This window comes from Mycolicibacterium parafortuitum (genome assembly GCF_002086815.1).
Taxonomy (GTDB): Bacteria; Actinomycetota; Actinomycetes; order Mycobacteriales; family Mycobacteriaceae; genus Mycobacterium; species Mycobacterium parafortuitum.
This window is the reverse complement of the sequence record NZ_MVID01000041.1, coordinates 1-23,650: the sequence shown is the minus strand read 5'-3', so window position 1 is coordinate 23,650 and position 23,650 is coordinate 1. Positions and strand designations below refer to the sequence as shown.

The window sequence follows — 23,650 nt, the reverse complement described above, 5'->3', positions numbered from 1 at the left end:
TCAGCAGATCCGCGGCAGCTGCTCGCCGATGGGCAGGTCGACCACACGGGTGCCGCCCAGCGCCGTCCTGGCCACCACCATGCCGGGATGGTCGCCGACGCAGCTGCCGATGACCGCCGCCCGGGCACCGAGTGGGTGCGCGCGCATCGCGGTGAGCACCCGGTCGGCGTCGGCGGCGGGCACGAACGCGACGAGCTTGCCCTCGTTGGCGACATAGAGCGGATCGAGGCCGAGCATGCTGCACGCATCGCGCACCTGCGACGGAATCGGCAGCGCGCGTTCGTCGATCGACACCCCGACCTTCGCGGCCCTGGCGATCTCGTTGAGGGTGGCGGCCAGCCCGCCCCGCGTCGGATCGCGCAGTGCGTGCAGGTCGGCGCCGGTGGCGATCATCGCGGCCACCAGACCGTGCAGTGGGGCGGTGTCGCTGGCCACCGTGGTGCCGAACTCCAGCCCTTCGCGGCAGCTCAGCACGGCGACCCCGTGGACGCCGAGGTCGCCACTGACGATCACCGCATCGCCGGTCCGCGCGCGCTGCGGACGGATGTCGGTGCGCTCGTCGACCAGCCCGATGCCGGCGGTGTTGATGTACACGCCGTCGCCGTGACCGGAGTCGACGACCTTGGTGTCGCCGGTGACCAGTTTCACCCCCGCGGCCAGCGCCGCGGTCCCGACGGCTTGGGCGATCCGGGCCAGCTCATCGAGTGGGGTGCCCTCTTCGAGGATGAACGCCGTGGACAGCACCTTGGGCACGGCGCCGGCCATCGCCAGGTCGTTGACGGTGCCGTTGACCGCGAGATCGCCGATGGTGCCGCCCGGGAACACCATCGGTTTGACGACGAACGAGTCGGTGGAGAACGCCAGTCGGGCGCCCCCGATGTCGACGACCGCCGAATCCCCGAGGCCCGCGTCGGCCGCGGGCCCGAACGCCGGCAGGAACAGTTGCTCGATGAGCTCACCGGACATCGCACCGCCGCCGCCGTGCCCCATCACGATGTTGGGCGCGTCGCGCAGCGCGACCGGGCACACCCACGCCGCCGGATCCACGGTCGGCTCCGGCTCAGGCATGAGTCATCTCGAGCCGCCGGTACAGGTAGTACGCCGCGCAGGCGCCCTCCGAGGAGACCATCGTGGCGCCCAGTGGGTTTCGCGGTGTGCACCGGGTGCCGAACGCCGCGCACTCGTGCGGTTTGAGCAGGCCCTGCAACACCTCGCCGGACCGGCACACCGCGGACTCCTCGGTGTGGATGCCGGTGACGGCGAACCGCTGCTCGGCGTCGAAGTCGCGGTAGGCCTGCGACAGTCGCCAGCCGCTGCCGGGGATCACGCCGATGCCGCGCCAGGCCCGGTCGGTCACCTCGAACACGTCGAGCAGCATGGCCCTCGCTGCCGGATTGCCGTCGTCCTGCACCGCCCGCTGATACGCGTTCTCCAGTTCGTGGCGGCCGGATTCCAGCTGCACCACGGTGCGCCGGATACCTTCGAGGATGTCCAGCGGTTCGAACCCGGTCACCACGATCGGGATCCCGTACTGCTGGCACAGCGGCGGGTATTCGGCGGTGCCCATCACCGTGCACACGTGTCCGGCGGCCAGGAACGCCTGCACGCGACACGACGGGGACTCCATGATCGCCGCGATCGCCGGCGGCACCAGCACGTGCGAGACGAGCAGCGAGAAGTTGTCGATGCCGAGCCGTCTGGCCTGGTACACCGTCATCGCGTTGGCGGGGGCGGTGGTCTCGAATCCGATGCCGAAGAACACCACCTGCTTGTCCGGGTGTTCGCGGGCGATGGTCAGCGCGTCCAGTGGCGAGTAGACGACGCGGACGTCGCCGCCCTCACTCTTGACGCGGAACAGGTCCTTCTCGCTGCCCGGAACCCGCAGCATGTCGCCGAACGAACAGAAGATCACCTCGGGGCGCGACGCGATCTCCAGTGCCTTGTCGATCACCTCCAGCGGGGTGACGCAGACCGGGCAGCCCGGCCCGTGGATCATCTCGACGGTGTCCGGCAGCAGCTGGTCGATGCCGTGGCGGATGATCGAATGTGTCTGGCCGCCACAGACTTCCATGATCGCCCAGCGCTGGGTGGCGGCCGACGTGATCTGGTCGATCAGCCGCCTGGCCAGCTCGGGATTGCTGAATTCGTCCAGGTACTTCACGAGGTCACCTCCGATCCGTTCCGTGCGGGGTTGGCGGCGCCGGCCTGCCGGGCGGCGGCCTCGAAGCCGTCGCCGAACTCCTCGGCCAGCACGCCCAGGTGTTCGAACTCGGCCAGGGTGCGTGTCGCCGACTCCTCGTCGAGCCGTTGCAGCGCGAACCCGACGTGCACCACCACGTACTGGCCGATCTCGGCGTCGGGGAGGTACTGCAGGCACACGTCCTTGCGGACGCCGCCGAAGTCGACGACCGACATCAGCGTGCCGTCCCGTTCCTCGATGCTGACGATCCTGCCCGGTACCGCAAGACACATCGGCCTGCTCCTTTCAGACGGCGTTGCCCACCAGTAGTTGCCCCAGCGCGATACCGGCGTCGTTCGGCGGCACTTTGCGGTGGGTGATCACGTCGAACCCGTTGTCGACCAACAGGGTCCGGGTGGTGCGCAGCAGCAGGGCGTTCTGGAACACCCCGCCGGACAGCGCCACGGTGTAGCCGGGGTGCGCGGTGGCGAGATCGAGGACCAACACCGCGACGGCGCGGTGGAAGCGGGCGCCGATCACCCCCGCGCTCACCCCGGCGCGGATGTCGTCGACCACCGCGCCGAGCACTGGCGCGGGGTCGATCAGCGCGGTGGAGTCCGCGCCATCGACGGTGAACCGGTACCGCGCGCCGCCGGGGTCGCTGCCGCGGGCCAGGCCTTCGAGCTCGATCGCGGCCTGCGCCTCGTAGTCGACGACCTGACGCACCCCGGCCAGTGCGGACACCGCGTCGAACAGCCGGCCCATGCTGGAGGTCGGCGCGCAGCCCAGGCCCGTCTCAAGCTGGTGGCGCAGCACCCGTTGTTCGTCGGTGGGACAGGCCCGCACCGGCGCCAGGTCGGGCGTCCACGGCAGGCCCGCGGCCCACAGGTGCGCCAGCGCCATCCGGTACGGGCGCCGCACGCTGACGTCACCGCCGGCCAGCGGGACGTAGCGCAGCCGGGCCAGCCGTTGGTAGCCCTTGTAGTCGGCCAGCAGGAGCTCGCCGCCCCAGATCGCCCCGTCGGGGCCGTAACCCGTTCCGTCGAAGGCGAATCCGAGGACGGGGTCCGCGCCGTCGCGGCCGTGCTCGGCCATCACCGCGGCGATGTGTGCGTGATGGTGCTGCACGAGGCGCACCGGGCAGCCCGCGGCGTTGCGCTGCGCCCACGCCGCCGAGCGGTACCGCGGGTGCGCGTCGGCGACGAGCACCTCGGGCTCGACCCCGGTGAGCCGGCCCAGGTGCCGCTGCGCGGAGTCGAAGGCCGACAGCGTGGCGAGATCGTCCATGTCGCCGATGTGCTGGCTCAGCCACGCGTACCGGCCCTCGGCGACCGCCATGGTGTTCTTCAGGTCGGCGCCCACGGCCAGCGTCGGCGGCACCGCGACCGGCAGCGCGATCGGCAGCGGTGCGTAGCCGCGGGAGCGCCGCACGGGGGAGTCGGCGCGCATCACCGAGTCGTCACACGGGGTCAGGATGGCCCGGTCGTGCCACAGCAGGCCGTCGGCCAGGCCGCAAAGGCGTTCCAGCGCATCGCCGTCGGTGAAGCAGATCGGTTCGCCGCCGAGGTTGCCCGACGTCATCACCAGGACCTGCGGGCCCGGCTCGTCACCGTCGATCCCGAACAGCAGAGTGTGCAGCGGGGTATAGGCCAGCAGCACTCCGAGATCGGGGTTGCCCGGCGCCACCGCGTCGGCTACCACGGCACCCGACCGGCGAGGCATCAGCACGATCGGCCGCGCCGGGCTGTCCAGCAGCGTCGCGGACGCGTCGTCGACCTCGGCGACGGCGCACGCACCGGCCAGATCGGGCACCATCACCGCGAACGGCTTGTCGCCCCGGCGTTTCCGGGCGCGCAGCACCGCCACCGCCGTCGGGTCGGCCGCATCGCACGCGAGGTGATACCCGCCGATGCCCTTGACCGCGAGTACCCCGCCGTCGCGCAACAGTCGCCGTGCCGCCCGCAACCCGGCCGCCGAGGGCGTCTCGTGCCCGTCGCTGCCGCGGTAGCGCAGCGTCGGTCCGCAGCGCGGGCAGCAGACCGGCTGGGCGTGGAACCGGCGGTCGGCGGGGTCGGTGTACTCGCGGACGCAGTCGGGGCACATCGGGAAGTCCGCCATGGTGGTCGAGGCCCGGTCGTAGGGCAGCGCGGCGATGATGGTGAACCGCGGGCCGCAGTTGGTGCAGTTGACGAACGGGTGCCGGTAGCGGCGGTCCGCGGGGTCGCGCAGCTCGGCGGCGCAGTCGGCGCACATCGCGACGTCGGGCGAGGCGAGCGTGCGGCCGCCGCTGGTGCGCGACGTGTCCGCGATCGTGAATCCGATGCCACCGGTGATCGGAATGACCTGCACTGCAACGGAGTCCAGGACCGCCAGCGGCGGTGGATGCTCGCTCAGGCCGGACAGAAGTGCGTCGATGTCGTGGGCGGCGCCCTCCAGTTCGACGACGGCCCCGGTGCTGTCGTTGCGCACCGAGCCGGACAACCCCAGCGCGGTGGCCCGGGTGTAGACGAAGGGCCGGAACCCCACGCCCTGCACGACACCGCGCACGTCGACGCGCACCCGCCGCCGGCCGGTCACGGCGCGTCCTCGTCGGGCCCGCCCCGGCCCATCAGCTCCAGACCCGCCAGCGCCGCCGCCGCACCGTCAGCGTCGGTCTTCTCGACCACGAACCCCATGTGGATGATCACCCAGTCCCCGGGCGCGAAGCGTTCCTCGGGGAGCATGCCGACGTTGACCTTGCGCTGCCGGCCTGCGACGTCGACCCACGCGAGCTGGTCGCCGTAGCCGGCCACCATGCCGACGACCTGTCCCGGGATGCCCAGACACATGTCAGACGCCCTCCGCGGCAGGCTGCGCGCGCAGCACGGCCAGCACGTCCTCGACCATCCGCGCGGCCGCGGGCACCGCTGCCGCGACGGGCGCCGACAGGCCGATCCCGTCCTCGACGACGGCCACCTCGCATCCGACGACGACGGTGCGCGGGGCCGACCCGCCGAGCGCGGTGAGGCCGGCGAACACCGCGGCGGGGTCCATCGCGTGGGCGTCCAGACCGGAACGGGCGGATAGCGTTTCGTGTTCGACTTCGAACACGTGCAGCGTGCCGGGTGCGCCGCGGTCGGGGACGGCGTCGACGAGCACCAGCGCCGACCAGTCGCCGAGCAGGTCGTAGGCCAGGTGCATGCCCCGGATGCCGTAGTCGGTCAACCGGATGGCCGGTCCGGCGAGCCGGTTCGGGACGTGGCGAATGACCTCGGGGCCGAAGCCGTCGTCCCCGAGGAAGATGTTGCCGATACCGGCTACCAGGATCCGTGGCGTGGTCAGTTCTGCCTCAGCTCACATGCGGCGCATCTTCAGATAGCGCTGCACATCGGGGACCGACTGCACCCCGATCAGCACCGCGACCACCGCCGCGACGGCCAGCACTCCCACCGTGATCCGACCGATTACCTCCATGGCGAACTCCTTCCGGCCAGCGGTTCCACCTCATCCGGGGCGAAGTACAGATACCGGCCGTACCAGTCGTGCAGCTCGGCCGCCGGGTCGTCGTCGAGGACGACGCCGATGTGGGTGCCGCCGTCGACGTCGGCGTGCACCGAGGCCACCCGCGCGGTCCGGTCGGCGTAGAAGAGGTCCTGGGCGTCGGCGCGGCGTGACGGGTGCAGCCGGACCCGGCTGCCCCGGGCCACCCGGGTGCCGTCGACCAGCACCGAGTCCATCTCGGGTCGAACGGCGTTGTCGGCCTCCGGATCCCACCAGTCCGTGCCCGCGGGGATGTCCGGGATCGGCGACGGCGCGCCGGCGTGCGGATCGCGCAGCACGCCGTGCAGGTCGAGCATCTCCTCCGGCGACATCGCGTCGCAGCGGTCGATGATCCGGGCCGCCAGCGGATCGGTCGCGCGGGCCTGGGCCTTCTCCTGGTCGGTCATCGTCATCACCCGCAGGGTCAGGATCTCGTCGATCTCGCAGGAGTCGTAGAGGTCGCCGCGGCTCTGTTCGGCGATCTCGGGATGGTCGTAGAGGATGATCGGCGAGACCAGTACCAGGCGGTGGTCACCGGGCGGGCCGGCGAGGACCGGGAAGCACCGGTGCTGACGGCACCGCGCGGCGGCGCCGGCCGCGGTGTCAGGCGGTTCGAGCAGCGAGACGAATTCGCCGCCGGTGACCTCCAGCAGCAGGTGCGCCCCGATCAGGGAGGTCGCGATCGCCTCGCCCCGGTCGGTGGCCGGCGCCGCGGTGTTGTGCACCTCGACGGTCAGCCGGAGCAGGTTGTCGTCGGGCTCGGTGCGCAGGACCAGCCGTCCGTGCAGCGCGTGGCGCTGCCGTACCAACCTGCCACCGGTGACGGTCTCGACGTCGGTGCCCGCGGGCACGGTGAAGTCCCCAGCGTTCAGGGCATCCAGGGCGATCTCGCACTCGACCGCCTCGTCCCAGCTCAGCCACCTGTGCGCGCCGGCCCGTAGTTCGTCGACATCCCGGTAGCGGCCGCCGCTGTACTCCTGCACGGCCCGGTGCTGCAGTTGCAGGAAACGCAGCACCCCGGACAGCCGCGGCTCACCGTTCGGCGCGACGAGGATCTGCGCGCTCAGCGACGCGTTCTCGCCGAGGCCCGCTTGCTCGGCCCCCGGCGGGCCGAGAACGCCGAACTGCCAACGGGATCGGTTCTTGTCCGAGGTGGCGCGGTAGGGGTAGAGCAGGTAGCCCTCGTAGAGCACCGCGTCGGCGACGGCGCGGGCCCGGTCCCATCCGGTGTTCATCGCAGTTCCGCGGCCGAGGCGAGCAGTTCGGTGATCGCGTCGTCGAAACCGAGCAGTCCACGTGCGGAGCGGTAGGCGGCCAACGCGTCGATGGCCTCGCGGGTCAGGCGCACCCAGCCGGTGCCCGGGTAATGCAGCCGGATGAGATCACGCCACACCGCGACCGGCATGTCGAAACGCTGCTCGCGGTCCCACGGCACCTGCTGGACGCTGAAGTTCCGGCTGCCCCGCCCGAAGACGGTGCCGCTGAACAGGAATCGCAGCGGCACCGTGCCCTCGTCGAGGGCGAGCAGGTACTTGGCCGCCTTGACCTCGAAGTCGTAGGTGCACTCCAGCGGCAGTTCGGCGACGGTGTCCCCGGTGAACCCGGGCACGACCGCCGACGTGTGCTGCCACAGGAACGTCTGCTGAGTCGACGCCCAGCGGTCCCGGGTGCCGAACAGATCGGTCAGCCCGTCCGCCTCGGCCTCGGAGTAGGTGCGCCGCAACGGCTCTATCCGGACCTGGCAGCGCAGCGCGACGGCGTGCACCGGATCGGGGCCGTCGGCGGAGATGCCGATGCGGGCGGTCAGGACCGGACTCACCGCATAGGGTTCCGGGGCGATGTCGACGACGCTGAAGCGAACCTCGGTCATGGGCGTGGCACCACCGCGGCGCGTTCGTCGAGGAGGGCGAAGAACCCGTCGACGAAATCCCGGGCCTCCCGGCCGCCGTCGAATCCCTTCCACAGCATGCGCAGCCGTCCGACGAACTCGTAGCAGGCGTCGATCGGGACGAGGTACCCGCGCGGCGCCGGCGGCTCGTCGGTGCGCACCAGCACGGCTTCGGTGTCGGCAGCCAGATTGTCGACCCGGGGGTCGGCGGCGCGAACATCGTTCCACGCCTGCAGATCCAGCTCCGACTCGGTGGCGCCCGCCGGCCCGGGGTAGAGCGCGACAGTGCGGCCCAGTGCGGAGTTGTGCAGGAAGAACGCCAGGCCGACCGGGATCTGCAGGCTCTCCCACAGCGCCCGGTCCATCGCGAAGTCCGGGAAGGCCAGATAGCGGTCCGGCACGGCGCGATACCGCAACGTCGCGGTCGCGTCGGTGAACAGCAGATAGCAGCCCCGGCAGACGCACATCAGCCGCCTGCCGTCGATGTCGACCACATGCCCGTGTTCGGCGCCCACCTGCTCCGCGCACATCTCACAACGCTCACCGGCAGGCTGCTCGGCCGCCCGGTCGGCGCGGATGCGGGTCAGCACGTCGAACGTCCCGGGCATCAGGCCACCTCCGCGGACGCGGGCACCGCCAGGCAGAGCACGCCGTCGCGTTCCAGGACCGGGATGGGCTGCAGATGCCCGTCACCGCCCACGCCGCAACCGGCGTGCACCACGTCGAATCCGGCTGCGCAGCGGCCACAGTGCAGCACCGCGCCGGTCAGCCCCGCCCCGGCCAGCGACCCGGTGCAGGCCGGGCACCGGTCGCGGTAGGCGAACACCACCCCGCCCACCCGGCAGGCCAGCGCCGACGCGTCCGCGACGAGGAACCCGCCGACCTCGCCCTCGGCGAGCTCGGCCAGTTGCGGGACCGGGATCCACCGGGCCGGCCCGCCGGCGGCGCGCACCCGGCTCATCAGGGAATCCGCCGGGATCGTCGCCGATGCCGGCTCGGGCTCGGCCGCCACGACCTCGATCGCCTCGATGTCCGGCGCCGCCGCGCGGACCGCGTCGTGCACCGCCAGTTCCAGCGTCACCGAGGAGGACGGACAACTCTTGCAACTGCCCAGCAGCTGCAACCGCACCACCCCGTCGGAAACCCCGAGCAGAGAGACGTCCCCGCCGTGGGAGCCCAGATAGGGCCGCACACCGGCCAGCGCGTCGGCGACCCGGCGCTCGACACCGCGCGGGTGCAGTCCGTGCACCAGGAGCAGACTGGCGACCAGCTCGTCGTCGGCGAACGCCTGCACCAGTTCGGGTTTCGCGGTCATTGCCAGGTCGGTCATCCGCTCGAGCGCGGCGCCGTACAGGTCGGTCACCTCGCGGACCAGGTTCTCCGCGCGCTCCCGCGCCGCCGCGCCGCTCGCCCCGATCCCGTCGAGCAGCGTCTCCATGCGCTCGCCGGCCGTGCGCCACCGGCCGTCGTCGTGTCGCGGCGTCGGCGGGGCCATGCGCTATTCCCCGGTCACCGACTGGGTGGGGGAGTGCAGCAGGTCCAGTTCCTTACCCCCGCCGAGGTACATGTGCACCCCGCACGGCAGGCACGGGTCGAAACTGCGCACCGTGCGCATGATGTCGATGCCCTTGAAGTGGTCTCGGTCGTTCTCTTCGAAGATCGGCAGGCCCTGCACCGCGTCCTCGTACGGGCCCGGCGTGCCGTAGCTGTCACGCGGGCTGGCGTTCCACGGGGTCGGCGGATAGGGGTGGTAGTTGGCGATCTTGCCGTCGCGGATCACCATGTGGTGCGACAGCACCCCGCGCACCGCCTCGGTGAAGCCGCAGCCGATGCCCTCGTCGGGCACCTCGAAACGCTCCCACGTCTTGGTCCGCCCGGCCCGGATCTCGACGAGCGCCTTCTCCGCGAAATGCAGTGCGCACGCCGCGGCGTAGGCCTGGAAGTAGGTGCGGGCCCGGTTGCGCTCCAGGGTGTTGCTGCCGTGCACCGGGATGGTCCATTCGAACTCCACCGGCCCTTTCAGCGCGGTCTTGGGCAGGTTGATCTGGACGCTGCGGCCGGTCGATTTCACGTATCCGATGTCGACGAGCCCGGCCAGCGCCGTCGACCACATCCGGGCCAGCGCGCCACCGCCGGTGTCCAGCGCCAGGTTGTCCTTGCCGTCGAACCACCGCGGCGACATCACCCAGCTGTAGCCGTCGTCGAAATCCCGCTTCTGGGGTTTGGGGTTGGTGTGCTGGTTCCACGGGTGGCGGCGGTCCACCGGGTTGCCCAGCGGATCGGTCTTGACGAACATCTCCTGGTCGGTCCAGTCCTCATAGAAGCTGTGCCCCAACAGGATCCGGATGCCGAGATTGATGTCCACCAGCGAGGTGGTGACCAGCTTGCCGTCGACCACCACGCCGGGGGTGACGAACATCTTGCGGCCCCAGGCCTCCATGTCGCGGTAGGAGAAGTTGCACACCTCGGGGTCCTGGAACGACCCCCAGCAGCCCAGCAGGGTGCGGCGCAGGCCCACCTGTTCGTATCCGGGCAGCGCCTCGTAGAAGAAATCGAACAGGTCGTCGTGCATCGGGACGACCTTCTTCATGAACTCGACATAGCGCATCAGCCGCGTCATGTAGTCGGTCATCAGCTGCACGGTCGCCACGGTGCCCACCCCGCCGGGGTACAGCGTCGACGGGTGGACGTGGCGACCTTCCATGAGGCAGAACATCTCCCGGGTCAGCCTGCTGACCTGCAGCGCCTCCCGGTAGAACTCGCCGGTGAACGGGTTGAGCGCCCGCATGATGTCGGCGATCGTGCGGTGGCCGTGCATGTCGGCGTGCGGCGCGGCGGTGTTCTCGGCCTTGGCCAGCACGCTGGGATTTGTCTCGGCGACCATCTTCTCGCAGTAGTCGACCGCGACCAGGTTCTCCTGGAAGATGTTGTGGTCGAACATGTATTCCGCGGCCTCGCCCAGATTGATCAGCCATTCGCCCAGGTGCGGCGGCTGCACGCCGTAGGCCATGTTCTGCGCGTAACACGAACACGTGGCGTGGTTGTCGCCACAGATGCCGCAGATCCGGCTGGTGATGAAGTGTGCGTCGCGAGGATCCTTGCCCTTCATGAAGATCGAGTAGCCGCGGAAGATCGACGACGTGCTGTGGCACTCCACCACTTCCCGGTTCTCGAAGTCGATCTTGGTGTAGATGCCGAGACTGCCGACGATCCGGGTGATCGGATCCCACGCCATCTCCACGAGTTGGCCGGGTTCGCGTTCCGAATGGGACGGTTTGGGCGTTGTCGTGGTCATCGGCCTACTTCTCTCTCCTGTGATGCTCAGCGGTGCAACAGCTGTGGCGACGCCCGGGCCGCCGCAGTCACCAGGTGCGGGTGACGCCGGTGGCCAGTTCGGTGCCCCGGCGCCGCCAGTGGGGCTCCTTGTCGAGCGTGCGGCCGGTGATGTGGCGCAGGGTGCGGATCACCGAGCCGTAGAGCTCGGAGCCCGTGGAGGACAGCTTGCCGCCGGGCGGTTCGTCCATGAACGGCATGAACTTGTCCGGGAAGCCGGGCATGGTGCAGCCGATGCAGATGCCGCCGACATTCGGACACCCGCCGACGCCGTCCATCCAACCGCGTTTGGTCACATTGCATTTCACGACCGGACCCCAGCAGCCGAGTTTCACGATGCACTTCGGTGACCCGTACTCGGTGGCGAAGTCGCCCTGCTCGTAGTAGCCGCCCCGGTCGCAGCCTTCGTGAACCGTCGCACCGAACAGCCACTTGGGCCGCAATGCGTCGTCGAGCGGGATCATCGGCGCCTGGTCGGTGGCCATGTAGAGCAGGTAGGTCAGCGTTTCGGACAGGTTGTCCGGCTGCACCGGGCATCCCGGCACGCACACGATCGGGACTCCGGCCTTGGACTTCCAGTTCCAGCCGAGGTAGTCGGGCACGCCCATCGCGCCGGTGGGGTTGCCCGCCATCGCGTGGATGCCGCCGTAGGTGGCGCACGTCCCCGCCGCGACCACGATGGTGGCCTTCGGCGTGAGCCGGTCCAGCCATTCGCTGGTGGTGATGGGCTGGCCGGTGGCGGGATCGTTACCGAAGCCGCACCAGTAGCCTTCGTCCTTGATCTTCTCGTTGGGGATGGAACCCTCGACGACCAGCACGAACGGCTCCAGTTCGCCTCTGTCGGCCTTGAAGAACCACTCGAGGAAATCGTCGGCGCCGCCGTTGGGGCCGCATTCGAAGTCGATCAAGGGCCAGTGAATGGCGACCCTGGGCAGACCCGGGAGGGCGCCGAGCGCGATCTCCTCGATGCTCGGGAGGGTGGCTGCAGTCAGCGCCACCGAATCGCCGTCACAACTCAAACCGGCGTTGATCCACAGAATGTGGATCAGCGTCTCTTCTGCTTTGACTGCTGCCTCGCTCGGCATGTGCCACAGCTCTCCGGGGCCGGGCTGAGGCCCCTGCGGCGCCGGAGTCGACGCTCGGCCCACTTGCGCGCCGCTGAGTTCGGTTTACTCGCTTCCGATATCGATTGTCAACGGGGTCCCGGCCGGGTCTGCGCCTCGATCCAGCGGTACCAGTCCGCGGCACCCTCCCCGGTCTTGGCCGACACCGCGAGGACCTCGACGCCGGGATTGACCGACCTCGCGTGGCGGGCACAGAGCTCGACGTCGAAATCGACGTACGGCAGCAGATCGGATTTGTTGATCAGCACCAGGCCGGCGGCGGCGAACATGTGCGGGTACTTCAGCGGTTTGTCGGTGCCCTCGGTGACCGAGATGACCACCACCTTGGCCTGCTCGCCGAGGTCGAACATGGCCGGGCACACAAGGTTTCCGACATTCTCGATGAACAGCAGCGAGTGCTCGGCGGGCGCCAGTGCGGCCAGTCCGTCGGCGATCATCTGGGCGTCCAGGTGACACCCGGCCCCGGTGTTGATCTGGACGGCGGGCGCCCCCGTCGCCTGGATGCGTTCGGCGTCCAGCAGCGTCTCCTGGTCGCCTTCGATGACGGCGACCGGATGGTGGGCGCCGAGCTCTCGGACGGTGCGCTCCAGCAGGGTGGTCTTGCCCGCGCCGGGCGAACTGGTCAGGTTCAGCGCGGTGATCCGGCGGTGCGCCAGCCACTGCCGGTTGCGTTCGGCGATGCCGTCGTTCTTGGCCAGCACGCGCTGCTCGAGCTCGACGGTGTGCGGGTGCGGGTGCGGGTGCTGGTGAGCGGGTGGGGCGCCGGGCACGGTGACCGTTGCTCCGTCGTCACCGCAGCCGCACGTCGCGCACATGGTCAGCTCACTTCCATCGACCGGATCAGGATGTCCCGCCCGGCGGTGACCTCGATGTCGGCGCTGCCGCACCGGCACAGCAGGATCAGGTCCGCCAGGACGAAGTCGTCGCCGCAGGTTCGGCAGTGCCCGGTTCCGGGCCGCACGTCGATGTCCAGCCGCGCGCCCGCTGCCGCGGTGCCCTCGGTGGCGAGCTCGAAGCAGAACTGCATCGAATCCGGCACCACTGCGCACAGCGCACCCACCTCCAGCCGGACTTCGTGCACCCGGCGCCCGGCGGCGTGTTCACAGACGGCATCGACGACACTCAGGGTGATCGCCATCTCGTGCATGCCGGTCCGTTTCCGTGGCGGTTGATTCACGATAGAACCGGGGTGCGCGGCGCGTCCAGGACGCGCGGAGAGGCGGTCCTGCGGACCCGGATGCGGTGCGGGTGTGCCACGCCGCCGCGGTGGGCCCGGCGTAAGTTGTGCCTGTGCGGCTGACGGAATTCCAGGAACTCGTCGAAGGACAGTTCGGTGCGGTGCGGGCGTCGTCGATGCTCGTCGACCACGTGCTCACCAGTATCGGCGGCCGCACGCCCGCGCAGGCCATCGAGGACGGCGTCGACCCCCGTGCGGTGTGGCGGGCGCTCTGTGCGGATTTCGACGTGCCCAAGGACCAGTGGTGAGGGCGCGGCGATGACCCGGCACTCCTACGAGGTGTCCGTGACCTGGACGGGAAACCAGGGTGCCGGAACCAGGGACGTCCGGTCCTACTCCCGCGACCACGTGGTCGGCGCGCACGGGCGCGCGCCGATCGACGCGTCGTCGGACCCGGCGTTCCGCGGTGACCCGGCGCGGTGGAACCCCGAGCAGCTCTACGTCGCGTCGATCGCCCAGTGCCACATGCTGTGGTACCTGCACCTGGCCGCCGCGGCGGGCGTCACGGTCGTCGGGTACGAGGATCGGTCCACCGCGGTGATGGTCGAAGAACCCGGCGGGGCAGGGCGGTTCGAGAGCGTCACGCTCAACCCGGTGGTCACGATCGTCGCCGGCGGGGACGCCGAACTGGCCGAACGGTTGCACCACCGGGTCGGGGACTACTGCTTCATCGCCCGGTCGGTGAACACCCCGATCCATCACCGCGCGACGATCCGCACCGCGACCGCGTAACCCAAAACTCCGCGCCGTCGGCGTGTCCACTTGAGTCGAACACCTGTTCGTCTACTGTGGGTGGAGTTCGACCGCGCACATCGCACGAAGGACTTGTCGGGATTTGTCGGAGGCCTCACCTAGCCTCGTGGCCAACCGACCGAGAACCGGTCAACAACGACTACCGGAGAGGTATCACCATGGCTCAGCAGGCCCCCGATCGCGAGAAGGCCCTGGAACTCGCGCTCGCGCAGATCGACAAGAATTTCGGCAAGGGATCGGTGATGCGGCTCGGCGAGGACGTCCGCCCGCCGATCTCGGTCATCCCCACCGGCTCGATCGCCCTCGACGTCGCGCTCGGTATCGGCGGATTGCCCCGCGGCCGTGTCATCGAGATCTACGGTCCGGAATCCTCCGGTAAGACCACCGTCGCGCTGCACGCCGTCGCCAACGCCCAGGCCGCGGGCGGTATCGCCGCGTTCATCGACGCCGAGCACGCACTCGACCCCGATTACGCCAAGAAGCTCGGCGTGGACACCGACGCGCTGCTGGTCTCCCAGCCCGACACCGGTGAGCAGGCGCTGGAGATCGCCGACATGCTGGTGCGCTCGGGTGCCATCGACATCATCGTCATCGACTCGGTCGCGGCGCTGGTGCCGCGCGCCGAGATCGAGGGCGAGATGGGCGACAGCCACGTCGGTCTGCAGGCCCGCCTGATGAGCCAGGCGCTGCGCAAGATGACCGGTGCGCTGAACAATTCGGGCACCACCGCGATCTTCATCAACCAGCTGCGCGAGAAGATCGGCGTGATGTTCGGGTCGCCCGAGACCACGACGGGCGGTAAGGCGCTGAAGTTCTACGCGTCGGTGCGCCTGGACGTGCGCCGCATCGAGACCCTCAAGGACGGTACCGACGCGGTCGGCAACCGGACCCGCGTCAAGGTCGTCAAGAACAAGGTGTCGCCGCCGTTCAAGCAGGCCGAGTTCGACATCCTCTACGGCCGCGGCATCAGCCGGGAGGGCTCGCTCATCGACATGGGTGTCGAGCAGGGCTTCATCCGTAAGTCCGGCTCCTGGTTCACCTACGACGGCGAGCAGCTCGGCCAGGGTAAGGAGAACGCACGCAACTTCATGCTGCAGAACCCCGACGTGGCCAACGAGATCGAGAAGAAGATCAAAGAGAAGCTCGGTATCGGGGCACAGCTGACCGATGAGACAGCTGATGACGCTCTTCCCGCTCCCGTCGACTTCTGACCCCGCCGCAGCGGCGGGCGACGAGTCCGGCAAGCGTGCTGAGCAGGCGCGGGCCGTGTGCCTGCGCCTGCTCACCGCGCGGGCGAGGACCCGGGCCGAGCTGGAGGCTCAGCTGGCCAAGCGGGGATACCCCGACGACGTCAGCGCCGCGGTTCTCGACCGGCTGACCCAGGTCGGTCTCGTCGACGACGAGGACTTCGCCGAGCAGTGGGTGCGGTCACGACGACTCAATGCCGGAAAAGGCAAGCGCGCGTTGGCCGCTGAGTTGCGGAAGAAGGGTGTCGACGGCGAGGTGATCGACGCGGCGCTGGCCGACATCGACGCGGGCGCAGAACGCACCCGTGCCGAACAACTCGTCCGCGACAAGCTGCGCCGCGAGAAGCTCGGTGACCCGGGGGACCGGGACGCGGAGAACAAGGTGACCCGCCGGCTGGTCGGGATGCTGGCCCGCCGCGGCTACAGCCAGTCACTGGCTGTCGACGTGGTGACGACGGAGCTTGCGAACGAACGGGAACGACGCCGGGTTTGACGTCAGGTCCGCGGTCAGGCGGGCGACCACCAGGTACTGGATCGCGATCAGTGCGGCGACACCGACGATCGCCGGCCACTCCAGCCCGGTGGTCAGCTGCACCAGCCCGGCGGCGGTGAAGAATTCGAGCATCGCGCCGAGCCCGACCAACGGCTGTCGGAACCGCGCCCAGCCGGCGAGCCCCACCACGATGCCGACCAGCACCAGGGCCCCGGCCAGCGTGTCGAGGATGCTCACGGCGCGCGGGAACTCCTGGCCGCCTCGATCTCGCGCTGCTCCTGGGCGATCTCGCGGTTGAGGAAGTAGTTCAGCAATGTCCGGATGGTCGCGATCGCGGCCAGCTTGCCGATTTCCTCGAACGACGGCGAGATCGCGGTGCGCAGTACATCGGCGGCGAGCTGAAACTCCAAGCCCAGCACCAGGAACCGGGCCATCGTCAACCGGACCGACGAGAACTGGTTGATATCGCGCCGGCCCAGCGCGAGGGCGAACTTCACGATCGCGACCAGTGCGCCGATCATGATGACCACGGCGCCGCAGGCTTCGATCAAGCGGACCATCAGGTCGACCATCTCGCGCAGCGTGTGGTCAGGCAGGATCTCGAACGCGTGCAGGGTTTCAGTCATCGGCCGTGTTCATCACAGTGGTGTCACACGCCGCGGCTGCGGTCGGGGATCATGTCCAGCGGCTCGGCCTCCATCGGGGCCGGGCCCTTGCGGGAGCGGCGCATCCTGCGCTCGATCCAGGTCGCGAACCACGACAGCGAGAAGTTCAACGCGATCATCAACAACGCGATCACGATCAGCGCCGGGATGTAGTTGCCGTAGGCCGACCCGATCACCGTGCCCTGACGCACCATCTCGACGAACGTGATCTGGTAACCGAGCGCGGTGTCCTTGAGCACCACCACCAGCTGCGAGATCAGCACCGGAAGCATCGAGGTGATGGCCTGCGGGAGCAGGATCGACCGCATCGTCTGACCCCACGTCAGTCCCAGTGCCGAGGCGGCCTCGCTCTGGCCGCGCGGCAGCGCGTGCACCCCCGCGCGGACGATCTCGGCGATGACCGCCCCGTTGTACAGCGTCAGACCGGTGATCACACCGGCCAGCGCCAGATGCTTGGACGGGAACACGTCGTAGAACGCGTACAGGAAGTACGCGAAAATCATCATGATCAGCACCGGCACCGCGCGGAAGAACTCCACCACCACCGACGACACCCACCGGATCGCGGTGTGCGTCGACAGCCGCCCGACGCCGAGCACCAGACCGAGCACCAACGCCAGCACGATCGACACCGCCGCCGCCGTCAGCGTGCCCTCGATGCCCGGCAGGACGTAGGTGCGCCACAGGTCCGGAGTCAGGAACGGTTCCCACTTCTCGGCCGTCAACTGGCCGCGGCTGTTCAGCCGGGAGTACACCACCCAGACCACCGCGGCGAGCGCGACGAGGGTGACCACGGTGATCACCCGGTTGCGCACGATGGCGCGCGGCCCCGGCGCATCGAAGAGAACTGAGCCTGCCATCTACCGCTGTCCGTTCTTCGCGCAAGCGCTCATCACCGGCGGTCCGTTCTTCGCGCGAGCGCTCATCACCGCGCCACCGCCAATCGCTTGCCCAGCCACCCGAACAGCAGCCCCATCGGCAGCGTGAGGATCACGAACCCGAGCGCGAAGATGCCGCCCACCACCAGCACGGCCGCGGTGTTCTCGATCATCTCCTTCATCAGCAGCGCCGCCTCGGCGACACCGATCGCCGACGCGATGGTGGTGTTCTTGGTCAGCGCGATCAGCACCGAACCCAGCGGGATCACCACCGCGCGGAAAGCCTGCGGCAGCAACACGATCCGAAGGTTCTGACCGAACGACAGCCCCAGCGAGCGGGCCGCCTCGGCCTGGCCGAGCGGGATGGTGTTCACCCCGGCACGCACCGTCTCACACACGAACGACGCCGTGTACACCGTCAACCCGAGGACGGCCAGCCGGAACCCGCTGTCGGCGATGAACGTCGCCGACTGCCGGTCGGCCAGCGTCAACCCCAGTGTCTGCGACAACCCGAACGAGCAGAACAGGATGATCAGCGTCAGCGGGGTATTGCGGACGATGTTGACGTAGGCGTGCCGATCCAGTTGAGCATCGGCACCGGTGCCAGCCGCATCGCGGCCAGCACCGTGCCGAGCACCAACGCACCGATCGCCGAGAGAACCGTGAGCTGGACTGTCGTCCAGAACGCGGCGAAGATCTCCTCGCGATACTCGGTGAATACCTCCACGCGCGGCTCCGGTGGCTATCCGCGGCTCAGTTTTTGTCGAGCGCCGGGGGAGCCGGTGCGGCGATCCCGGCGGGGCCGAGGTTCTTGTCGAACGCTTCTTTCCAGGCGCCGCTGTCGAACATCTTCTGCAGCGCGTCGTCGATCTTGGTCTTCAGCTCGGTGTCGTCCTTCTTCAGGCCGATGCCGTAGCGCTCCTCGGAGAACGGCTCGCCGACGATCTTGAACGCACCCGGGGACTGCGCGGCGTAGCCGGCCAGGATCACCTCGTCGGTGGTCACCGCGTCCACCGCGCCGTTCTTCAGCGCGTCGATGCACGCCGAGTAGGTGTCGTACTGCTGCAGCTGCACGCCTTGGTACTTGTCCTTGATCTTCTGGGCTGGGGTCGAACCCGACACCGAGCACAGGATCTTGTTGTTCTCCAGCGAGGCCTCACCGGTGATGTCGGTGTTGTCCGCGCGCACCAGCAGGCTCTGCCCGGTGATCAGGTACGGCCCGGCGAACGACACCTTCTCCTTGCGGGCGTCGGTGATCGAATAGGTCGCCGCGATGAAGCTGACCTGACCGTTCTGGATCAGGTTCTCGCGCTGCGCCGACGGGGATTCCTTCCACTCGATCTTGTCCGGGGCATAGCCGAGCTCACCGGCGACATAGGTCGCGACGTCGACGTCGAAGCCGCTCATGGTGCCGTCGGGGTTCTTCTGGCCCAGACCCGGCTGGTCGAACTTGGTGCCGATGACAATCGTGTCGCCGCCGGTGCCTCCACCTCCGGAGTCACCCCCGCCGCACGCCGTCATCGCGAGCGGCAGCACAGCCGCCGCGGCGAGAGCACCGATGACGCGCTTGGACATGGACTTCGGGAACATTGGGTGGGTTTCCTTTCGCCGAGCTCGGGTGGGGGTTTGAGCTAGTGGTGCAGGATCTTGCCGAGGAAGTCCTTGGCGCGGTCGCTTTGGGGATTCTCGAAGAACTCGTGAGGTTCGGCGTCCTCGACGACGGCACCGTCGGCCATGAAGACCACCCGGTTGGCGGCCCGGCGCGCGAAGCCCATCTCGTGGGTCACCACCAGCATGGTCATGCCGTCGGAGGCCAGATTCGCCATCACCGCCAGCACCTCGTTGATCATCTCCGGGTCCAGCGCGCTGGTCGGCTCGTCGAACAACATGACCTTGGGGTTCATCGCCAGCGAGCGCGCGATCGCGACGCGCTGCTGCTGCCCGCCGGAGAGCTGGGCCGGATACTTGTCGGCCTGGTTGGCCACCCCGACGCGCTCCAGCAGCGCCATCGCCGCCTCGCGGGACTCGTCCTTGGATGCCTTGCGCACCTTCATCGGCGCGAGCGTGACGTTCTCCAGGATCGTCTTGTGCGCGAACAGGTTGAACGACTGGAACACCATGCCCACATCGGAGCGCAACTGCGCGAGTTTGCGGCCCTCGGCGGGCAGCTGCCGCCCGTCGATCTCGATGGTGCCCGAATCGATGGTCTCCAGCCGGTTGATGGTGCGGCACAGCGTCGACTTGCCCGAACCCGACGGCCCGAGCACAACGACGACCTGGCCCTTGCCGACATCGAGGTTGATGTCCTTGAGAACGTGAAGTGAGCCGAAGTGCTTGTTGACCGCTTTCATAGAGATCATCGGCACGGCAGGGGACTCCCTGGGGCTCTCCATGCGTGATGACCTTACCCAGCGCGCGCTCGCCCCGCCCGATAGTCGGCGATCATGATTTCGTCCGGCCCATTCGTGTGATTTCGGGGCAGGGGCCCCCGCTCCGTAGAATGGCCCGGTGACTTCCGCGGTGATGCAGCAGGTGGGCGCGCGCACCTTCGAGGTCCGCACCTACGGCTGCCAGATGAACGTGCACGACTCCGAACGGCTCGCGGGCCTGCTGGAGGAGGCCGGATACCAACGCGCCGGCGAGGGCGCCGACGCCGACATCGTCGTGTTCAACACGTGCGCGGTGCGTGAGAACGCCGACAACAAGCTCTACGGCAATCTCAGCCACCTCGCGCCGCGAAAGGCCGCCGACCCGCACATGCAGATCGCGGTCGGCGGCTGCCTGGCGCAGAAGGACCGGGACACGGTGTTACGCAAGGCCCCCTGGGTCGACGTGGTCTTCGGCACCCACAACATCGGTTCGCTGCCCGCCCTGCTCGACCGCGCCCGGCACAACCGGGTCGCCCAGGTCGAGATCGAGGAGGCGCTGCGCGAATTCCCGTCGGCACTGCCGGCCAGCCGCGAATCTGCTTACGCCGCTTGGGTTTCGATCTCGGTCGGCTGCAACAACATGTGCACCTTCTGCATCGTGCCGGCCCTGCGCGGCAAAGAGGTCGACCGCCGCCCCGGCGACGTGCTCGCCGAGGTGCAGACCCTGGTGGACCAGGGGGTCCTGGAGATCACGCTGCTCGGGCAGAACGTGAACGCGTACGGCGTGTCGTTCGCGGACGAGCGCTTGCGCGAGGACCTGGCAGCACCGCACGAGCGCTTGCCCCGCGACCGTGGCGCGTTCGCGAAGCTGCTGCGCGCCTGCGGCACCATCGAGGGGCTGGAACGGGTGCGATTCACCTCCCCGCACCCGGCCGAGTTCACCGACGATGTGATCGAGGCGATGGCCGAGACGCCCAACGTGTGCCCGACGCTGCACATGCCGCTGCAGTCCGGCTCGGACCGGATCCTGCGTGCGATGCGCCGGTCCTACCGCGCCGAGCGCTATCTCGGCATCATCGACCGCGTCCGGGCCGCGATCCCGCACGCCGCGATCACCACGGACCTGATCGTCGGCTTCCCCGGCGAGACCGAAGAGGACTTCCAGGCGACCCTCGACGTCGTCGAGGCGGCCCGGTTCGCGAGCGCGTTCACGTTCCAGTACTCGAAGAGGCCCGGTACCCCCGCCGCCGATCTCGCCGATCAGGTCCCGAAAGCTGTTGTCTCCGAACGCTATCAACGGCTCATTGACTTGCAGGAGCGGATCTCCCTCGAAGAGAACGCGGCTCAGGTGGGCCGGTGCGTCGAACTTCTGGTCGCCACCGGTGAGGGCCGCAAGGACGCGGCGACAGCCCGCATGTCGGGGCGGGCCCGCGACGGCAGACTCGTGCACTTCGCCCCGGGCACGCACGCCGAGGTGATCCGGCCCGGCGACATCGTCGTCACCACCGTCACCGGTGCGGCGCCGCATCACCTGATCGCCGATGCCGGCATCGTGGAGCACCGGCGCACCCGTGCCGGGGACGCCCACGCGGCCGGGCGCAAGCCCAAGACGGGCGTCGGACTCGGGATTCCGGCGGTCGGTGCACCCGCGCTGGAGCCGGTGGCGGCGGGGTGCTCGCGATGAGCGGCGACAGGGGTCCGGAGAACGGGTTCGAGAACTTCAAGAGGGACATCGACGCGGCCGAGAAGAGGGTGGCCCGCGAGATCGACCCGGGTGCATGGGCGCTGGTGATCGCGGTACTGGTGTTCGTGCTGCTGGGCTCGCTGCTGCTGCCGCACACCGGTTCGGCCAAGGGTCTCGACGTGCTGACCGGTTCGCAGGTCGCGGCCGACAACGGCGTCATCCTGCCGCACCGGGTGTTCACGATCCTGTCCGTCGTGTTCGGTATCGGCTTCTCGATGCTGGCCCTGCTCACCCGGCGTTGGGCGCTGGCCTGGATCTCGCTGGCCGGGTGCACCGTCGCGGCGTTCCTGGGCATCCTGGCGCTGTGGACGCGGCAGACCGCGCCCGAGCCCTATCCGGGACCCGGGGTTGGGCTGATCGTGGCCTGGCTGACGGTCATCGTGCTCAGCTACTACTGGGCCCGCGTGGTCGCGGCGCGCACGGCGGTGCAGCTGGCCGCCGAGGAACATCGCCGTCGCGCCATGGCCGAGAACCACGGCAGGGGTCTGCTGGAGACCTTCATCGACGACACCCCGGACGCCAAGCCCGGCGGTGACATTCCGGGCAGTGACACCCCGGGCAGTGACAAGCCCGGCGCCGCGCCGAAGTAGCGCTCAGCGCTTACGGCCGAGCGCGTCGGCCGCCGCGTCGGCCCACTGACGCCACTGCTCGGCGCTGGCGCGCGCCTTCTCGGCATCCTTGGTCTTACCGGCCGCCGCCGCCTTCTCCGCCTGCCGCTCGAACTGTTCAGCGCGCTCGCGGAACTGGTCGGCACGGGCCTGCGCCTCCGGGTCGACACCGCCGGTCGGGGCGTCGCGGATCTTCTTCTCGACCGCGCGCAGCCTGCGCTCCAGGTCGGCGGCACGCTCCCGCGGCACCTTCCCGATCGCGTCCCACCTGTCGCCGATCACACGCAGCGCGGCCCGCGCGGCATCGAGATCGGAGGTGTCGATCCGCTCGGCCTCGGCCAGCAGAGCTTCCTTGGCCTCGGCGTTGGCGCGGAACTCCGCGTCGCGTTCGGCGGTGGCCGCGTTGCGCGCCGAGAAGAACTTGTCCTGGGCGGCCTTGAACCGCTGCCACAACGCATCGTCGACGTCCTTGGACGCCCGGCCCGCGGCCTTCCACTCGGCCAGCAGATCGCGGAACAACCCCGAGGTGGGGCCCCACTCCGTGGAATCGCACAGCTCCTCGGCACGCTCGCACAGCGCCTCCTTGGCCTGCTTGGCGCCCGCGCGCTCGCGGTCCAGTTCGGCGAAGTGGGAGCCGCGGCGGCGGTTGAACGTCTCGCGGGCCGCCGAGTAGCGCTTCCACAGCGCGTCGTCGACCTTGCGGTCGAGCCCGGTGATCGTCTTCCACTCGTCGAGGATCGCCCGCATCCGGTCGCCGGCGGCCTTCCACTGCGTCGCGTTGGCGGCCAGGTCCTCGGCCTCGGCGGCCAGCGCCTCCTTGCGGGCGGTGTTCGCGGCGCGGATCTCCTCGCGGCGGGCCTTCTCCTCCTGCGTCGCGCTGTCGGCCTGCTCGATGATCGCGGCCAGCCGGGCCGCGAGTGCGTCGACGTCGCCGAGCACGTGGGCCTCGGGAAGCGTCTCGGCCAGCGACGTGGCCGCCGACCGGATCTTGCGGGCGTCGCCGGAGCCCGACGCCAGCCGCGTCTCCAGCAGCACCACCTCGGTCTGCAGGTCGTCGAACCGGCGGCCGAAGTGTGCGTACGCCGCCTCGGCGTCGCCGGCCTGCCAGGACCCGATGGTGCGCTCACCCGCGGCGGTCACCAACCAGACGGTGCCGTCGGGATCGACGCGGCCGAACCGGTGCGGATCGCTGGTGGGCACCGCGGTGACCGGCGGCGCCACCGCTGCGGGAGCGGCCGGGCGGGCGCCCGGGCGCGGGACGGGTCCGGGTTTGGGCCTGGCGGCCGCTGACGGTTTCGGGCGCGGGGCGGACGGAGTCTGCGGGGCTGACGTGTCCTGCCCGGCCTCCGAAGTCTGCTGGCCGGCTTCCTGGGATCCGCCCGACTCTGTGATCGTCATATCCGTTACCTCGTGCCCTCCGCGCGGTCACCCACGCACGTGCCGCGCATCGCGGCGCCGGTAGCTGTTTCGTCGTCGACCAACCGTTGCACACGGTTGCCCAGAGCTTATTGAAACAGGTTGCCCGGCGCTGCGCCCACGCGTTGGGCATCGCCGGTGCCTAGGAGTCTGCTGAATTAGTGGTTTGTGGGGTGGGGTGCCTCGAGGCGTTCTGT

Annotated in this window: 27 protein-coding genes and 1 pseudogene; 6 read left to right on the top strand and 22 right to left on the bottom strand. The window is 69.4% G+C overall.

Annotation, left to right across the window (positions count from 1 at the left end; all coding sequences use genetic code 11):
• The 15 genes from hypE to BST38_RS27580 form a co-directional block, all read right to left on the bottom strand.
• Positions 1–1,068: a hydrogenase expression/formation protein HypE gene (gene hypE / locus BST38_RS27645; protein ID WP_083146730.1), complete on the bottom strand. Its 1,068-nt coding sequence runs from the start codon at positions 1,066–1,068 to the stop codon at positions 1–3.
• Positions 1,061–2,161: a hydrogenase formation protein HypD gene (hypD, locus tag BST38_RS27640; protein WP_083146729.1), complete on the bottom strand. Its 1,101-nt coding sequence runs from the start codon at positions 2,159–2,161 to the stop codon at positions 1,061–1,063. The genes hypE and hypD overlap by 8 nt, the downstream gene beginning before the upstream one ends.
• Positions 2,158–2,472, bottom strand: coding sequence for a HypC/HybG/HupF family hydrogenase formation chaperone (locus tag BST38_RS27635; RefSeq protein ID WP_083146728.1), 315 nt, complete (start codon positions 2,470–2,472; stop codon positions 2,158–2,160). Before BST38_RS27635 ends, hypD begins: the two co-directional genes overlap by 4 nt.
• Positions 2,473–2,485: 13 nt before the next feature.
• A complete protein-coding gene (gene hypF, locus BST38_RS27630; RefSeq protein WP_083146727.1) occupies positions 2,486–4,756 on the bottom strand; it encodes a carbamoyltransferase HypF in 2,271 nt (756 codons plus the stop codon).
• Positions 4,753–5,007 carry a HypC/HybG/HupF family hydrogenase formation chaperone gene (locus BST38_RS27625; RefSeq protein ID WP_083146726.1) on the bottom strand — a complete coding sequence of 85 codons (255 nt, stop codon included), beginning with the start codon at positions 5,005–5,007 and terminating at the stop codon, positions 4,753–4,755. The genes hypF and BST38_RS27625 overlap by 4 nt, the downstream gene beginning before the upstream one ends.
• Before the next feature lies 1 nt (position 5,008).
• On the bottom strand, positions 5,009–5,500 hold the full coding sequence (locus BST38_RS27620; protein ID WP_165761671.1) for a hydrogenase maturation protease: 492 nt from the start codon (positions 5,498–5,500) through the stop codon (positions 5,009–5,011).
• A 12-nt stretch (positions 5,501–5,512) separates the two neighbouring features.
• The gene (locus tag BST38_RS29925) at positions 5,513–5,632 is read right to left on the bottom strand and encodes a DUF6893 family small protein (RefSeq protein ID WP_420872535.1); all 120 of its coding nucleotides are present in this window, start codon (positions 5,630–5,632) and stop codon (positions 5,513–5,515) included.
• Positions 5,623–6,933, bottom strand: coding sequence for a hypothetical protein (locus BST38_RS27615; protein WP_083146724.1), 1,311 nt, complete (start codon positions 6,931–6,933; stop codon positions 5,623–5,625). Before BST38_RS27615 ends, BST38_RS29925 begins: the two co-directional genes overlap by 10 nt.
• Positions 6,930–7,568, bottom strand: a complete 639-nt coding sequence (locus BST38_RS27610; RefSeq protein ID WP_083146723.1) for a DUF6084 family protein — start codon at positions 7,566–7,568, stop codon at positions 6,930–6,932. Before BST38_RS27610 ends, BST38_RS27615 begins: the two co-directional genes overlap by 4 nt.
• A complete protein-coding gene (locus BST38_RS27605; protein WP_083146722.1) occupies positions 7,565–8,194 on the bottom strand; it encodes a DUF5947 family protein in 630 nt (209 codons plus the stop codon). Before BST38_RS27605 ends, BST38_RS27610 begins: the two co-directional genes overlap by 4 nt.
• A complete protein-coding gene (locus tag BST38_RS27600) occupies positions 8,194–9,081 on the bottom strand; it encodes a NifU-related iron-sulfur-binding protein (RefSeq protein ID WP_083146721.1) in 888 nt (295 codons plus the stop codon). The genes BST38_RS27605 and BST38_RS27600 overlap by 1 nt, the downstream gene beginning before the upstream one ends.
• 3 nt (positions 9,082–9,084) lie before the next feature.
• Positions 9,085–10,881 carry a nickel-dependent hydrogenase large subunit gene (locus BST38_RS27595; protein ID WP_083146720.1) on the bottom strand — a complete coding sequence of 599 codons (1,797 nt, stop codon included), beginning with the start codon at positions 10,879–10,881 and terminating at the stop codon, positions 9,085–9,087.
• 67 nt (positions 10,882–10,948) lie between these two features.
• Positions 10,949–12,004 carry an NADH-quinone oxidoreductase subunit B family protein gene (locus tag BST38_RS27590; protein WP_083146719.1) on the bottom strand — a complete coding sequence of 352 codons (1,056 nt, stop codon included), beginning with the start codon at positions 12,002–12,004 and terminating at the stop codon, positions 10,949–10,951.
• A gap of 107 nt (positions 12,005–12,111) precedes the next feature.
• Complete coding sequence (hypB, locus tag BST38_RS27585; RefSeq protein WP_083146718.1) at positions 12,112–12,858, bottom strand: hydrogenase nickel incorporation protein HypB; 747 nt, start codon at positions 12,856–12,858, stop codon at positions 12,112–12,114.
• A gap of 2 nt (positions 12,859–12,860) precedes the next feature.
• The gene (locus BST38_RS27580; RefSeq protein ID WP_083146717.1) at positions 12,861–13,190 is read right to left on the bottom strand and encodes a hydrogenase maturation nickel metallochaperone HypA/HybF; all 330 of its coding nucleotides are present in this window, start codon (positions 13,188–13,190) and stop codon (positions 12,861–12,863) included.
• A 143-nt stretch (positions 13,191–13,333) separates the two neighbouring features.
• Here BST38_RS27580 and BST38_RS27575 point away from each other — a divergent pair, with 143 nt between their 5' ends.
• The 4 genes from BST38_RS27575 (at position 13,334) to recX (ending at position 15,773) form a co-directional block, all read left to right on the top strand.
• Positions 13,334–13,528 carry a DUF3046 domain-containing protein gene (locus BST38_RS27575; protein ID WP_083146716.1) on the top strand — a complete coding sequence of 65 codons (195 nt, stop codon included), beginning with the start codon at positions 13,334–13,336 and terminating at the stop codon, positions 13,526–13,528.
• Between the two features lie 10 nt (positions 13,529–13,538).
• Positions 13,539–14,012 carry an OsmC family protein gene (locus BST38_RS27570; RefSeq protein WP_083146715.1) on the top strand — a complete coding sequence of 158 codons (474 nt, stop codon included), beginning with the start codon at positions 13,539–13,541 and terminating at the stop codon, positions 14,010–14,012.
• Between the two features lie 179 nt (positions 14,013–14,191).
• The gene (gene recA / locus BST38_RS27565; protein WP_083146714.1) at positions 14,192–15,244 is read left to right on the top strand and encodes a recombinase RecA; all 1,053 of its coding nucleotides are present in this window, start codon (positions 14,192–14,194) and stop codon (positions 15,242–15,244) included.
• On the top strand, positions 15,213–15,773 hold the full coding sequence (gene recX, locus BST38_RS27560) for a recombination regulator RecX (protein ID WP_083146713.1): 561 nt from the start codon (positions 15,213–15,215) through the stop codon (positions 15,771–15,773). The genes recA and recX overlap by 32 nt, the downstream gene beginning before the upstream one ends.
• Here recX and BST38_RS27555 read toward each other — a convergent pair.
• The 6 genes and pseudogenes from BST38_RS27555 to BST38_RS27530 all read right to left on the bottom strand — a co-directional run bounded on the left by BST38_RS27555 (position 15,711) and on the right by BST38_RS27530 (position 19,676).
• Complete coding sequence (locus BST38_RS27555) at positions 15,711–16,010, bottom strand: hypothetical protein (protein WP_083146712.1); 300 nt, start codon at positions 16,008–16,010, stop codon at positions 15,711–15,713. The two genes, recX and BST38_RS27555, sit on opposite strands and share 63 nt — an antisense overlap.
• On the bottom strand, positions 16,007–16,399 hold the full coding sequence (locus BST38_RS27550; protein ID WP_083146711.1) for a DUF1622 domain-containing protein: 393 nt from the start codon (positions 16,397–16,399) through the stop codon (positions 16,007–16,009). Before BST38_RS27550 ends, BST38_RS27555 begins: the two co-directional genes overlap by 4 nt.
• A gap of 23 nt (positions 16,400–16,422) precedes the next feature.
• A complete protein-coding gene (locus tag BST38_RS27545) occupies positions 16,423–17,298 on the bottom strand; it encodes an amino acid ABC transporter permease (protein WP_083146710.1) in 876 nt (291 codons plus the stop codon).
• A 65-nt stretch (positions 17,299–17,363) separates the two neighbouring features.
• A pseudogene (locus BST38_RS27540) lies at positions 17,364–18,043 on the bottom strand (amino acid ABC transporter permease).
• A gap of 26 nt (positions 18,044–18,069) precedes the next feature.
• The gene (locus BST38_RS27535; RefSeq protein WP_083146709.1) at positions 18,070–18,906 is read right to left on the bottom strand and encodes a glutamate ABC transporter substrate-binding protein; all 837 of its coding nucleotides are present in this window, start codon (positions 18,904–18,906) and stop codon (positions 18,070–18,072) included.
• Positions 18,907–18,947: 41 nt separating this feature from the next.
• The gene (locus tag BST38_RS27530) at positions 18,948–19,676 is read right to left on the bottom strand and encodes an amino acid ABC transporter ATP-binding protein (protein ID WP_083146708.1); all 729 of its coding nucleotides are present in this window, start codon (positions 19,674–19,676) and stop codon (positions 18,948–18,950) included.
• A 163-nt stretch (positions 19,677–19,839) separates the two neighbouring features.
• Between BST38_RS27530 and miaB the strand changes: the two genes are divergently transcribed.
• Both miaB and BST38_RS27520 read left to right on the top strand, forming a co-directional pair.
• The gene (gene miaB, locus BST38_RS27525) at positions 19,840–21,369 is read left to right on the top strand and encodes a tRNA (N6-isopentenyl adenosine(37)-C2)-methylthiotransferase MiaB (protein WP_083146707.1); all 1,530 of its coding nucleotides are present in this window, start codon (positions 19,840–19,842) and stop codon (positions 21,367–21,369) included.
• Entirely contained in the window at positions 21,366–22,019 is a 654-nt protein-coding gene (locus tag BST38_RS27520) for an Rv2732c family membrane protein (protein ID WP_083146741.1), read from the top strand. Before miaB ends, BST38_RS27520 begins: the two co-directional genes overlap by 4 nt.
• Positions 22,020–22,022: 3 nt before the next feature.
• Here BST38_RS27520 and BST38_RS27515 read toward each other — a convergent pair whose 3' ends face one another.
• Positions 22,023–23,435, bottom strand: coding sequence for a DUF349 domain-containing protein (locus BST38_RS27515; protein ID WP_083146706.1), 1,413 nt, complete (start codon positions 23,433–23,435; stop codon positions 22,023–22,025).
• Positions 23,436–23,650 lie beyond the last annotated feature (215 nt).